The 13,352-nt window shown below is 71.8% G+C and carries 8 protein-coding genes; 7 read left to right on the forward strand and 1 reads right to left on the reverse strand.

The features are described 5' to 3' along the window. Nucleotides 1-177 precede the first annotated feature (177 nt). The 3 genes from HZZ00_RS30045 to HZZ00_RS30055 all read left to right on the forward strand — a co-directional run bounded on the left by HZZ00_RS30045 (nt 178) and on the right by HZZ00_RS30055 (nt 2,800). Complete coding sequence (locus HZZ00_RS30045; RefSeq protein ID WP_180329347.1) at nt 178-1,833, forward strand: M4 family metallopeptidase; 1,656 nt, start codon at nt 178-180, stop codon at nt 1,831-1,833. A gap of 89 nt (nt 1,834-1,922) precedes the next feature. Further along, nucleotides 1,923-2,444 carry a DUF1990 family protein gene (locus HZZ00_RS30050; protein ID WP_070023118.1) on the forward strand — a complete coding sequence of 174 codons (522 nt, stop codon included), beginning with the start codon at nt 1,923-1,925 and terminating at the stop codon, nt 2,442-2,444. After that, nucleotides 2,441-2,800 (forward strand): hypothetical protein, encoded by a 360-nt coding sequence (locus HZZ00_RS30055; protein ID WP_180329348.1) that lies wholly within the window; start codon nt 2,441-2,443, stop codon nt 2,798-2,800. The genes HZZ00_RS30050 and HZZ00_RS30055 overlap by 4 nt, the downstream gene beginning before the upstream one ends. A gap of 66 nt (nt 2,801-2,866) precedes the next feature. Here HZZ00_RS30055 and HZZ00_RS30060 read toward each other — a convergent pair whose 3' ends face one another. Continuing rightward, entirely contained in the window at nt 2,867-5,485 is a 2,619-nt protein-coding gene (locus HZZ00_RS30060) for a glycosyltransferase family 1 protein (protein ID WP_180329349.1), read from the reverse strand. 330 nt (nt 5,486-5,815) lie between these two features. Between HZZ00_RS30060 and HZZ00_RS30065 the strand changes: the two genes are divergently transcribed. The 4 genes from HZZ00_RS30065 (at nt 5,816) to glgB (ending at nt 13,307) form a co-directional block, all read left to right on the forward strand. Next, nucleotides 5,816-7,915 carry an alpha-1,4-glucan--maltose-1-phosphate maltosyltransferase gene (locus HZZ00_RS30065; RefSeq protein ID WP_180329350.1) on the forward strand — a complete coding sequence of 700 codons (2,100 nt, stop codon included), beginning with the start codon at nt 5,816-5,818 and terminating at the stop codon, nt 7,913-7,915. Further along, nucleotides 7,912-9,612: a maltose alpha-D-glucosyltransferase gene (gene treS, locus HZZ00_RS30070; RefSeq protein ID WP_180329351.1), complete on the forward strand. Its 1,701-nt coding sequence runs from the start codon at nt 7,912-7,914 to the stop codon at nt 9,610-9,612. The genes HZZ00_RS30065 and treS overlap by 4 nt, the downstream gene beginning before the upstream one ends. Nucleotides 9,613-9,704: 92 nt before the next feature. Next, complete coding sequence (locus HZZ00_RS30075; RefSeq protein ID WP_180329352.1) at nt 9,705-11,072, forward strand: maltokinase; 1,368 nt, start codon at nt 9,705-9,707, stop codon at nt 11,070-11,072. Nucleotides 11,073-11,099: 27 nt separating this feature from the next. Continuing rightward, nucleotides 11,100-13,307 carry a 1,4-alpha-glucan branching enzyme gene (glgB, locus tag HZZ00_RS30080; RefSeq protein WP_180329353.1) on the forward strand — a complete coding sequence of 736 codons (2,208 nt, stop codon included), beginning with the start codon at nt 11,100-11,102 and terminating at the stop codon, nt 13,305-13,307. The last annotated feature ends 45 nt before the right edge of the window (nt 13,308-13,352 follow it).

Raw genomic sequence — 13,352 nt, forward strand, 5'->3', positions numbered from 1 at the left:
CCCGCAACATTTACCGGACAGTCGACTTCCAGCCAACATCACTTCAGGGTCATGACATGTACGCGCCCTTGATGTCACTCTCTCTCCACGCCGCAAGCAGCACAGCAGCTTCACAGCGAAATACTTCCCGGCCAGTAACCCCACGCTGACCGGTCTCCCCCACGAGAAGGAGCTTGCGTGAGCCCCCTCTACGCGCGTCACAAGCGCACCACCCTCGCCATCGCCACCGCCGTCGCCGCCGGAGCCCTGATCTCCGCCGGTATGGCCACGAGCGCCTCGGCCACCCCCGCCCCGGCCGCCGCCAAGGTGCCGGCCGCCGCCCCGGCGATGCTGTCCGCCTCGGCCCACACCTCGCTGATCAAGCAGGCGCAGGCCGACGCCCCCGAGACCGCGCAGCAGATAGGTCTCGGCGCCAAGGAGAAGCTGGTCGTCAAGGACGTCGTCAAGGACCTCGACGGCACGGTCCACACCCGCTACGAGCGCACCTACGCGGGCCTGCCGGTCCTCGGTGGCGACCTGGTCGTCCACACGTCCAAGGCCGGCAAGACCGAGGGCGTCACCAAGGCGAACAAGGCGACCATCAAGGTGGCCTCGCTCACGCCCAAGCTCACCCCGGCCAAGGCCGAGAAGCAGGCCGTGTCCGCCGCCAGGACCCTCGGCTCCGAGCAGTCCACCGCGGACGGCGCCCGCAAGGTGATCTGGGCCGGCTCCGGCACGCCCGTCCTCGCCTACGAGACCGTCGTCGGCGGCCTCCAGGACGACGGCACCCCGAACCAGCTGCACGTCATCACCGACGCCGCCACCGGCAAGAAGCTCTTCGAGTACCAGGGCATCGAGAACGCGACCGGCACGGGCAAGACCCTGTACTCCGGCACCGTCAGCCTCGACACCACCCTGTCGGGCTCGACGTACCAGCTCACCGACGCCGGCCGCGGCGGCCACAGCACCTACAACCTGGCGCACAAGACGTCCGGCAAGGGCACGCTGTTCACCGACGCCGACAACGTGTGGGGCACCGGCGCCGCCTCCAGCTCCTCGACGGACCAGACGGCCGCCGCGGACGCCGCCTACGGCGCCCAGGAGACCTGGGACTTCTACAAGAACACCTTCGGCCGCAACGGCATCAAGAACAACGGCGTCGGCGCCTACTCCCGCGTCCACTACGGCAACTCGTACGTGAACGCGTTCTGGGACGACAGCTGCTTCTGCATGACGTACGGCGACGGCTCCGGGAACAACCACCCGCTGACCGCGCTGGACGTGGCCGGCCACGAGATGAGCCACGGTGTCACCTCCAACACCGCGGGCCTCAACTACAGCGGCGAGTCCGGCGGCCTGAACGAGGCCACCTCGGACATCTTCGGCACCGGCGTGGAGTTCTACGCCAACAACTCGACCGACAAGGGCGACTACCTCATCGGCGAGAAGATCAACATCAACGGCGACGGCACCCCGCTGCGCTACATGGACAAGCCCAGCAAGGACGGCGGCTCGGCGGACTACTGGTCCTCCTCCGTCGGCAACCTGGACGTCCACTACTCGTCCGGCGTCGCCAACCACTTCTTCTACCTGCTGTCCGAGGGCAGCGGCGCGAAGACGGTCAACGGGGTCTCGTACAACTCCCCGACCTACAACGGCTCCACGGTCACCGGCATCGGCCGGGACAAGGCGCTCCAGATCTGGTACAAGGCGCTGACGACGTACTTCACGTCGACCACCAACTACAAGTCGGCCCGCACGGGCACGCTGTCCGCGGCGGCCGCCCTGTACGGCTCCGGCAGCACCGAGTACAACGCGGTGGCGGCGGCCTGGTCGGCGGTCAACGTCAACTGACCCCCGTACGGCGGTGACGAGGGCAGGGTTGTGAAGAGGGCGGCACCCGGAGCGGATCTCCTCCGGGTGCCGCCCTACTCTTGGGCCCCATGTCCTCGGCACCCTTCACCCACGAACCGGTCGGAGCCACCCGCGACGACCTGACCTTCTGCCCGCCCGGCTACCGCCCCTTGCTGGTGCGCGCCCGCCTCGGCGAGGGCCGGCGGGTCTTCGACCGGGCCGCCGAGGCGGTCCTCACCTGGGAGATGCACCGCGCGATAGGCGTCGGCATAACCGCCGCCGCCGACCGCGCCGCCCCCGGCGTGGACGTCACGGTCTCCCTGGCCGGCCTGGTCAGGGCCCCCTGCCGGATCATCTGGACCACCGAGGAGCCGCGCCGCGCGGGCTGGGCCTACGGCACCCTCGCCGGCCACCCCGAGTGCGGCGAGGAGGCCTTCGTCGTCGACCGCACCGGCGACGGCACGGTCTGGCTGACCGTCGCCGCGTTCAGCAAACCCGCCAGCTGGTACGCCAGGGCCGGCGGCCCGGCCACCCGGGGGCTGCAACACGCCTACGCCCGCCGTTGCGGCGCGGCCCTTCGCAGGCTGTGCGAGGGGCTGACGGAGGAGTGACGCGGCGCGCGCTGCCGGTCCCCCTGCTGACGCTCCTCTCGGCCGCCCTGCTGGCGGCGCACCTCTCCTTCGGCTCCGACATCTACCGGGACTGCGCCTACGTCGGCCCGTCCACCCGGATGTACCTCACCTCCTGGGCCGGTCTCGCCTGCGCCCTCGGCGCCCTGCCGGCCTTCGCCGGGCTGCCCCGGACCGAACGCCGCGGACTCGCGCTGCTGTCCGCGGTGGCCGCCGTGCTGCTGGCCCTCGCGGCCCTGACGACCACCTACTGGCTGTACGCCCCCGACCCGGCCGGCGGAGACGACTGCTCGGGCCTCGCCCGCCTGATCACGTCGTGGCGGGCTTTTCCTCCCTAGTGCTGTGACCGGAAGGGTTCACCGGCTCGCGACGCCCGGCACAGCACGGCACAACTCGGCACGGCACTAGCGCAGCAACACCCCCGAGTGCTCCACCAGTTCCTCCGACGGCAGTGCCACCAGGCCCAGTTCCGCGCCGGATGCCAGCAGGCGGTGGGTGGGCAGGATGCGGACCGTGTAGCCGTAGGGGCCGGTGCGGTCGAGGGCGAGGGGGCCCTCGTAGAGGTGGCGGCCCTCCAGGTCGGGGGTGCCGGCCGGCTTCAGCGGGACGACGGTGGCGTCGGTGATGCGGTCCTGCGCGTCCACCCGCCCGGACACCGCCTGCACCTCCACGTCGTCGGGGGTCAGCCCCCCGAGGCCGACCCGGACCCGCAGTCCGAGCGTCGTGCCCAGTTCGGCCGTGGCCGTGGTCTCGGTGGTCTCCACGTGGTCGACGCTCACCCCGTGCCAGGCCTGTCGCACCCGCGCCTTCCACCCGGCCAGCTCCCGCGCGGCGTCCGGGGTCAGCGCGCGGTGCGAGCGGGCTGCCGGGGTGTACAGCCGGTCGACGTACTCCCGGACCATGCGGCCGGCCAGCACCTTGGGGCCGAGCAGGGTGAGGGTCTGGCGGACCATCTGGATCCAGCGGTCCGGCAGTCCGCCCCGCCCGCGCTCGTAGAAGCGCGGGGTGATCCGCTGCTCCAGCAGGTCGTACAGGGCCGCCGCCTCGATGTCGTCGCGCCGCTCCGGGTCCGTGCCGGGGCCGTCGGCGGTCGGGATGGTCCACCCGAAGTCCGGCCGGAACCATTCGTCCCACCAGCCGTCGCGCACCGAGAGGTTCAGACAGCCGTTGAGCGCCGCCTTCATCCCGGAGGTGCCGCAGGCCTCCAGCGGACGCAGCGGGTTGTTCAGCCAGACGTCGCAGCCCGGGTAGAGCTTCTGCGCCATCGCCATGCCGTAGTCGGGCAGGAAGACGATCCGGTGGCGCACCTTCGGGTCGTCGGCGAACCGGACCAGCTCCTGGACGAGGCGCTTGCCGCCGTCGTCGGCCGGGTGCGCCTTGCCCGCCACCACGATCTGCACCGGCCGCTCCGGATGCAGCAGCAGCTCCCGCAGCCGGTCGCGGTCGCGGAGCATCAGAGTGAGCCGTTTGTACGACGGCACGCGCCGGGCGAACCCGATCGTGAGCACGTCCGGGTCGAGCACGCCGTCGATCCAGCCCAGCTCGGCGTTGCCCGCCCCGCGTTGCCGCCAGGAGGCGCGCAGCCGCTCCCGCACCTCCAGCACCAGTTGTTCGCGCAGGGTGCGGCGCAGCTCCCAGATGTCCTGGTCCGGGATGTCCGCCGCCGCGTCCCAGCGCTCGGAGCCGCCGACGGTCAGCGCGTCCTCGGCCCGCTGGGAGCCGATCCGCCGGGCGCCGAGCCGCAGCACCTCGGGGGCCACCCAGGTGGGCGCGTGCACCCCGTTGGTCACGGAGGTGATCGGCACCTCCTCGGCGTCGAACCCCGGCCACAGTCCGGCGAACATCTCCCGGCTGACCCGGCCGTGCAGCAGCGACACCCCGTTGGCGCGCTGGGCGAGGCGCAGTCCCATCACCGCCATGTTGAACAGGTTCGGCTCGCCGCCCGGGTAGGTCTCCATGCCGAGCGCGAGGATGCGCTGCGTCTCGATCCCGGGCAGCTCCGCGTCCGCCCCGAAGTGCCGGGCGACCAAGTCCCGTTCGAAGCGATCGATGCCGGCCGGTACGGGGGTGTGCGTGGTGAACACGGTGCCGCCCCGCACCGCCTCCAGCGCCGCGTCGAACTCCAGGCCGCCGGCGCACAGTTCGGCGATCCGCTCCAGGCCGAGGAAGCCGGCGTGCCCCTCGTTGGTGTGGAACACCTCCGGCGCCGGGTGCCCGGTGAGCCTGCAGTACACGCGCACCGCGCGGACCCCTCCTATGCCGAGCAGCATCTCCTGGAGCAGCCGGTGCTCGCTGCCGCCGCCGTACAGCCGGTCGGTGACGGAGCGTTCGCCGAGGTCGTTCTCCTCCACGTCGGAGTCGAGCAGCAGCAGCGGCACCCTGCCGACCTGGGCCAGCCAGATCCGGGCGTGCAGGGCCCGGCCGCCGGGCAGGGCGAGGGAGACGCGCGCACAGCTGCCGTCGGTCTCCTTCAGCCGGGTGAGGGGCAGTTCGTTGGGGTCGAGCACCGGGTAGTGCTCCTGCTGCCAGCCGTCGCGGGACAGGGTCTGCCGGAAGTAGCCGTGCCGGTACAGCAGTCCGACCCCGATCAGCGGCACCCCGAGGTCGCTGGCCGCCTTGAGGTGGTCGCCGGCGAGGATGCCGAGCCCGCCGGAGTACTGGGGCAGCGCGGCCGTGATGCCGAACTCCGGGGAGAAATAGGCCACCGCGGCGGGCAGGCCCTCGGCCTGGGCCTGGTACCAGCGGTCGCCGGTCAGATAGTCGTCCAGGTCGTCGGCGGCGGCGTTCAGCCGTCGCCGGAACCGCCGGTCCCCGGCCAGCTCGGCCAGCCGCGCGGGCCGCACCCGGCCGAGCAGCCGCACCGGGTCACAGCCGGCCGCGGCCCATGCCTCGGGGTCGACGGACTGGAAGAGGTCGCGCGTTTCCGCATGCCAGGACCAGCGCAAATTGTGCGCGAGGTCGCTCAACGGCCGGAGGGGTTCGGGGAGAACGGGACGGACGGTGAACCGACGGATCGCCTTCACATTCCACCTCGGACGCGTTACGGGATGAGACGTACGGCGGCGTACGTCTCGTTCGTCCCTCCCGACGGTAGTGGTTACCGGGGCGTCGGTGGGGACGTACCAACGGGGGTGTCGGGGCGTGGGGAGGCGGCGCCGGGGCACTCGTGGAAGTGGGCCGGTCTTGCGGGTGGACATACGCGCGAGTAGTTAACAAAGTTCCGGATTGCCCACCCGAAAAGGGTGGGAAGGCTCCTCCATATCCACCCCACAGGTCGCGCCCAGCACCTCCCGCAGGACCCACCTCCCCATAGTCATCCGCCCACAGCCTCGTTGACGCGGACAGGAGCGGTCATGCCCGCCACGAACCATTCGTCAGCAACCCCGCCGGGTCCCAGGGCCACGGCGTCCGGGAAGAAGCCTGCGGACCGGAAACGTCCGAAGTCCCCCGCCCCGAAGCCACCGGGGCCCGCCCCCGTGACCGGCCGCATCCCGGTCCTCGACGTGCGCCCCGTGGTGCAGCACGGGCGCCGGCCCGCCAAGGCGGTGACCGGGGAGTCCTTCGAGGTGTCGGCCACCGTGTTCCGGGAGGGGCACGACGCGGTCGCGGCGAACGTGGTGCTGCGCGACCCGGCGGGCCGGGCCGGGCCCTGGACGCCGATGCGGGAACTCGCCCCGGGCACCGACCGCTGGGGCGCCACCGTCACGGCGGGCGCGCCCGGCCGCTGGACGTACACCGTGGAGGCCTGGGCCGATCCGCTCACCACCTGGCACCACCACGCCCGGATCAAGATCCCGGCCGGGATCGACACCGAACTCGTCCTGGAGGAGGGCGCCCGGCTGTACGAGCGCGCCGCCGCCGGGGTCCCCGGGGCACGGCGCCGGCGCGTGCTGGAGGCGGCCCGCGCCCTGCGGGACGAGGAGCGCCCGGCCGCCTGGCGGCTCGCGGAGGCGCTGCGGCCGGAGGTGCGGGAGGTGCTCGCGCGGTATCCGCTGCGGGAGTTGGTGACCGCGTCGGATCCGATGCCGCTGCTGGTCGAGCGCGAGCGGGCGCTCTTCGGCTCCTGGTACGAGTTCTTCCCCCGCAGCGAGGGCACCGACCAGTGCCCGCACGGCACCTTCCGCACCGCCGCGCGGCGGCTGAAGCCGATCGCGGACATGGGCTTCGACGTCGTCTACCTGCCCCCGATCCACCCGATCGGCCACACCTTCCGCAAAGGCCGCAACAACAGCCTCACCGCCACCCCCGACGACGTCGGCGTGCCCTGGGCCATCGGCTCCCCCGAGGGCGGACACGACACCGTCCACCCCCGGCTCGGCACCATCGAGGACTTCGACCACTTCGTCGCCCGGGCCCGCGCGCTGGGCCTGGAGATCGCCCTCGACTTCGCCCTCCAGTGCTCCCCCGACCACCCCTGGGTGCACAAGCACCCCGAGTGGTTCCACCACCGGCCCGACGGCACCATCGCCCACGCCGAGAACCCGCCGAAGAAGTACCAGGACATCTACCCCATCGCCTTCGACGCGGACATGGACGGCCTGGTCGCCGAGACCGTGCGCGTGCTGCGGCACTGGATGGACCACGGGGTGCGGATCTTCCGCGTCGACAACCCCCACACCAAACCGGTCGTCTTCTGGGAACGCGTCATCGCCGAGATCAACGGCCGCGATCCCGACGTCATCTTCCTGGCCGAGGCCTTCACCCGCCCCGCCATGATGCACACCCTGGCCCAGATCGGCTTCCAGCAGTCCTACACCTACTTCACCTGGCGCACCACCAAACAGGAACTCACCGAGTACTTCACGGAGCTGACGGGCGAGGCGGCCGCCTACATGCGGCCCAACCTCTTCCCCAGCACCCCCGACATCCTGCACGCCTACCTCCAGCACGGCGGCCGCCCCGCCTTCGAGGTCCGCGCCGTCCTCGCCGCCACCCTCTCCCCCAGCTGGGGCGTCTACAGCGGCTACGAACTGTGCGAGAACACCCCCCTGCGCGAAGGCTCCGAGGAATACCTCGACTCCGAGAAGTACCAGCTCACCCCACGCGACTGGGACACCGCCGCACGCGAGGGCCGCACCATCGCCCCGCTGATCACCCGCCTCAACCACATCCGGCGCCACAGCCCCGCCCTGCGCCAGCTGCGCGACCTGCACTTCCACCACGCCGACCAGGACGCCGTGATCGCCTACTCGAAGCGCGGCGGCTCGAACACGGTTCTGGTCGTCGCCAACCTCGACCCCCACCACACCCAGGAGGCCACGGTCTCGTTGGACATGCCGCAACTCGGCCTGGACTGGCACGAGTCGGTGCCGGTGCGCGACGAGCTCACCGGCGAGACCTACCACTGGGGCAGGGCCAACTATGTGCGCCTCGAACCGGGCCGTCGGCCCGCGCACGTCTTCACCGTCCTGCGACCGTCCAACCCGCAGATCGGAGGGTCACCCATCACATGATCGTCAATGAGCCCGTCCCGGACACCTTCCAGGACACTCCGGCCGGGGACCGGGACCCGGACTGGTTCAAGCGCGCCGTCTTCTACGAGGTGCTGGTCCGCTCCTTCCAGGACAGCAACGGCGACGGCGTCGGCGACCTCAAGGGCCTGACCGCCAAGCTCGACTACCTCCAGTGGCTCGGCGTGGACTGCCTGTGGCTGCCGCCGTTCTTCAAGTCGCCGCTCAGAGACGGCGGTTACGACGTCTCGGACTACACCGCCGTGCTGCCGGAGTTCGGCGACCTCGCCGACTTCGTGGAGTTCGTGGACGCCGCCCACCAGCACGGCATGCGCGTGATCATCGACTTCGTCATGAACCACACCAGCGACCAGCACCCGTGGTTCCAGGAGTCCCGCCGCGACCCGGACGGCCCGTACGGGGACTACTACGTCTGGGCAGACGACGACAAGCAGTACCAGGACGCCCGGATCATCTTCGTGGACACCGAGGCGTCCAACTGGACGTACGACCCGGTACGCAAGCAGTACTACTGGCACCGCTTCTTCTCCCACCAGCCGGACCTGAACTACGAGAACCCGGCGGTGCAGGAGGAGATGATCTCCGCGCTGAAGTTCTGGCTGGACCTCGGCATCGACGGGTTCCGGCTGGACGCGGTGCCGTACCTGTACCAGCAGGAGGGCACCAACTGCGAGAACCTGCCCGCGACCCACCAGTTCCTCAAGCGGGTGCGCAAGGAGATCGACGCCCAGTACCCGGACAAGGTGCTGCTGGCGGAGGCCAACCAGTGGCCGGAGGACGTGGTCGACTACTTCGGCGACTACACCTCGGGCGGCGACGAGTGCCACATGGCCTTCCACTTCCCCGTGATGCCGCGGATCTTCATGGCCGTACGGCGCGAGTCGCGCTACCCGGTCTCCGAGATCCTCGCCAAGACGCCCGCGATCCCGTCGAGCTGCCAGTGGGGCATCTTCCTGCGCAACCACGACGAGCTGACCCTGGAGATGGTCACCGACGAGGAACGCGACTACATGTGGGCCGAGTACGCCAAGGACCCCCGCATGCGTGCCAACATCGGCATCCGGCGCCGGCTCGCCCCGCTGCTCGACAACGACCGCAACCAGATCGAGCTGTTCACCGCCCTGCTGCTGTCCCTGCCCGGCTCGCCGATCCTCTACTACGGCGACGAGATCGGCATGGGCGACAACATCTGGCTCGGCGACCGCGACGCCGTGCGCACCCCCATGCAGTGGACCCCCGACCGCAACGCCGGCTTCTCGTCGAGCGACCCGGGCCGGCTCTTCCTGCCCACGATCATGGACCCGGTCTACGGCTACCAGGTCACCAACGTGGAAGCCGCCATGTCCTCGCCGTCCTCACTGCTGCACTGGACCCGGCGCATGATCGAGATCCGCAAGCAGAACCCCGCCTTCGGCCTCGGCACGTACACCGAACTCCAGTCGAGCAATCCCGCCGTGCTCGCCTTCCTGCGCGAGTACGAGGACGACCTGGTGCTGTGCGTGCACAACTTCTCCCGCTTCGCCCAGCCCACCGAGCTGGACCTGAGCCGGTTCGGCGGGCGGCACCCGGTCGAGCTGTTCGGCGGGGTGCGCTTCCCGGCGGTGGGTGAGCTGCCGTATCTGCTGACCCTCGCGGGACACGGCTTCTACTGGTTCCGGCTGCGCCGGGAGGCGGTGTAGTCCCGCCGCTCGCGCCGCGGGGCGTTTCCCCCGCCCCGCCCCGGGCACGCGACAGTGACACCCCGACGACCCGGGGAAAGGACGTGACGCCCATGACGGAAGCGGTCACCCCTCCGACGAGCACCACCCTCGACGCACTGGCCCCCCTGCTGCGCGCCTGGCTGCCCCGGCAGCGCTGGTTCGCGGGCAAGGGGCGCCCGGTCACCGGCATCACCCCGGCGGCCGTCACCCAACTTCTGCCGCCCGAGGGGCAGTTGGGCCTGTACCACGTCCTGGTGCGGGTCCATCAGCCACCGGGGCCGCAGCCCGGCCACTGCTACCAGCTCCTCATAGGCGTGCGCGAGGCGCTGCCGCCCCGGCTGGCGCCCGCGCTGATCGGCCATGTGGACAGCGGCCCGCTCGCCGGACACACGGTGTACGACGCCCTCCACGACCCCCGGCCCGCCGAAGTGCTCTTGGAGGCCCTGCGCACCCGGGCCCGCATCGGCGGGCTCGTCTTCGAGCGGGACCCGCGCCGGGAGATACGCCCGCACCTGGTGGCCCGGCTGCTGGCCGCCGAGCAGTCCAACTCCTCGGTGGTGTACGGGGACGCGTACATCCTGAAGGTGCTGCGCCGGGTGGTCCCCGGGATCAACCCCGACCTGGAACTGCCGCTGGCGCTGGCCCGTGAGGGCTGCCCCCGGGTGCCCGCGCCGACGGCCTGGCTGCACACCGAACTGGACGGGGAGCCGCATGTGCTGGCGGTGCTCCAGCCGTTCGTGAGCGCAGCCGCCGACGGCTGGGAGCTGGCGCTGCGCGCCCTCGCCAAGGGCGAGGGCTTCGCCCCCGAGGCGCGGGCGCTGGGCCGGGCCACCGCGGAGGTGCACACCGCGCTCGCCCGCGCCCTGCCGACGGTCACCCTCGGCCCGGCCCAACTGGGGCCGCTGGTCCAGGGAATGACCGAGCGGCTGGCGGCGGCCGTCCAGGCGGTGCCCGCGCTGGTGCCCTACGAGGAGGGGCTGCGCTCGGCGTACACGGCGCTGGGCGAGCTGGTGACCCAGGGCCGGACCTGGACGGCGCAGCGGGTGCACGGGGACCTGCACCTCGGGCAGTGCCTGCGCGCGCCGTCCGGCGACTGGTCCCTGATCGACTTCGAGGGGGAGCCGGCCCGGCCGCCGGCCGAGCGGCGGATGCCGCAGCCGCCGGTGCGGGACATCGCGGGGATGCTCCGCTCCTTCGACTACGCGGCCCGCTCGGCGAGCCCGCCCGCATCGCGCTGGGCGCACGACTGCCGGGCCGCCTACTGCTCCGGGTACGCGGAGGTGACCGGGCGCGACCCGCGCACCGATCCGGTCATGCTGCGCGCCTACGAGACCGACAAGGCCGTCTACGAGGTGGTGTACGAGGCCCGCCACCGCCCCGACTGGCTGCCCGTGCCGCTGTCGGCGGTCCGCCGCCTCGCCGCGTCCGACCCGAACTGACCCGATCCACGCCCGGGAGACTCGCTCGTGACGTCGAAGAATCACGTATCCACCGCCGCCGGGACCGCCGCGCCCTGGGAGGCCGGGGACCGCGACCGGCTGCTGCACGGCACCCACCACGACCCGCACGCGGTACTCGGCGCCCATCCGGCGCCGGACGGTGTGGTCTTCCGGGCCCTGCGCCCGGGCGCCCGCTCGGTCACCGTCGTCACCGGCGAGCTGCGCGCCGAGCTGCGCGACGACGGCGACGGCTTCTTCTCCGGCCTGCTCCCGCTGACCGCCGTACCGGACGCCTACCGGCTGCGGGTGGCGTACGACGGCGGGGAGCACGAGACGGAGGACCCCTACCGCTTCCTGCCCACGCTCGGCGAGCTGGACCTGCATCTGATCGGCGAGGGCCGGCACGAGCAGCTGTGGCGGGCCCTCGGCGCCCACGTCCTGACCCACCAGGGGGTGAGGGGCACCCGGTTCGCGGTGTGGGCGCCCGATGCCCGGGGGGTGCGGATCGCCGGGGACTTCGACTTCTGGGACGGCACCGGCTTCCCGATGCGTTCGCTGGGTTCCTCCGGGGTCTGGGAGCTGTTCGTACCGGGGATCGGCGAGGGCGAGCTGTACAAGTTCGAGATCACCCGGCCCGACGGCTCCCGCACCCTGCGCGCCGACCCGCTGGCCCGCCGCACCGAGGCACCGCCGGCCACCGCGTCGGTCGTGCACGTCTCGCACCATGTGTGGCACGACGCGGAGTGGATGGCCCACCGGGGGGACGTACCGGTGCACGAGGCGCCGTTCTCGGTCTACGAGGTCCATCTGCCGTCCTGGCGTCCCGGCCTGACCTACCGCGACCTCGCGGAGCAACTGACCGCGTACGTCACGGAGATGGGCTTCACCCATGTGGAACTGATGCCGGTCGCCGAGCACCCCTTCGGCGGCTCGTGGGGCTACCAGGTCACCGGCTTCTACGCGCCGACGGCCCGCCTGGGCACCCCGGACGACTTCAAGTACCTGGTGGACCGGCTGCACCAGGCCGGCATCGGGGTGCTGATGGACTGGGTACCGGCCCATTTCCCGCGCGACGAGTGGGCCTTGGCCGAGTTCGACGGGCGCCCGCTGTACGAGCACCCCGATCCGCTGCGGGCCGCGCATCCCGACTGGGGCACGCTGGAGTTCGACCTGGGCCGGCGCGAGGTGCGCAACTTCCTGGTCGCCAACGCCGTGTACTGGTGCGAGGAGTTCCACGTCGACGGCCTGCGGGTGGACGCGGTCGCCTCCATGCTCTACCTGGACTACTCGCGCGAGCCGGGCCGGTGGACGCCGAACGAGCACGGCGGCCGGGAGAACCTGGACGCGGTCGCGTTCCTCCAGGAGATGAACGCCACGGTGTACCGGCGCTGCCCGGGCGTGGTGACCATCGCCGAGGAGTCCACCGCCTGGGACGGGGTGACCCGGCCGACCGGCAGCGGCGGGCTGGGCTTCGGGCTGAAGTGGAACATGGGCTGGATGCACGACTCGCTCCAGTACATGTCCCACGACCCCGTGCACCGCGCGTACCACCACCACGAGATGACCTTCTCGATGATGTACGCGTACAGCGAGAACTACGTCCTGCCGATCTCCCACGACGAGGTGGTGCACGGCAAGCGGTCCCTGGTCTCCAAGATGCCCGGCGACTGGTGGCGGCAGCGCGCGGACCTGCGCGCCTACCTGGGCTTCATGTGGGCCCATCCGGGCAAGCAACTCCTGTTCATGGGCCAGGAGTTCGCCCAGGGCGCCGAGTGGTCCGAGGCGCACGGCCCGGACTGGTGGCTCCTCGACCCGTCGTATCCCGCCGAGCCCGACCACCGGGGTGTCCGCGACCTCGTGCGCGACCTCAACGCCCGCTACCGGTCCACCGCGGCGCTGTGGCAGCGGGACACCGATCCGTCCGGGTTCCGGTGGGTCACCGGCGACGCGGCCGACGACAACGTGCTCGCCTTCCTCCGGCTCTCCGCCGACGGCGCCCCCGTCCTCGTCGTCTGCCACTTCTCCCCCGTGCCCCGCCCCGACTACGCGATCGGCGTCCCGGACGACGTCCCGGCCTGGTCGGAGATGCTGAACACGGACGCCGAGCGCTACGGCGGGAGCGGTGTGACCAGTCCGGGGCCGCTGAAGGCGGAGCCCCGGGCCGCCCACGGCCACCCGGCCTCCGTCCGGCTGACCCTGCCCCCCTCGGCCACGGTGTGGCTGCGGCCGGCCTGACGGCCGGGCGCCCCGCGGCACGCCGTCGCGGAGCGCCCGGCCCCG

Origin of the sequence: Streptomyces sp. NEAU-sy36, from assembly GCF_013423905.1 — a bacterium.
In the GTDB taxonomy this organism is placed as follows: Bacteria; Actinomycetota; Actinomycetes; order Streptomycetales; family Streptomycetaceae; genus Streptomyces; species Streptomyces misionensis.

What these genes read in the sequence shown, in the direction of transcription:
- HZZ00_RS30075 (WP_180329352.1), top strand. Translation starts at nt 9,705, where the DNA reads ATGACGGAAGCGGTCACCCCTCCGACGAGCACCACCCTCGACGCACTG.
- HZZ00_RS30065 (WP_180329350.1), top strand. Translation starts at nt 5,816, where the DNA reads ATGCCCGCCACGAACCATTCGTCAGCAACCCCGCCGGGTCCCAGGGCC.
- HZZ00_RS30050 (WP_070023118.1), top strand. Translation starts at nt 1,923, where the DNA reads ATGTCCTCGGCACCCTTCACCCACGAACCGGTCGGAGCCACCCGCGAC.
- treS (WP_180329351.1), top strand. Translation starts at nt 7,912, where the DNA reads ATGATCGTCAATGAGCCCGTCCCGGACACCTTCCAGGACACTCCGGCC.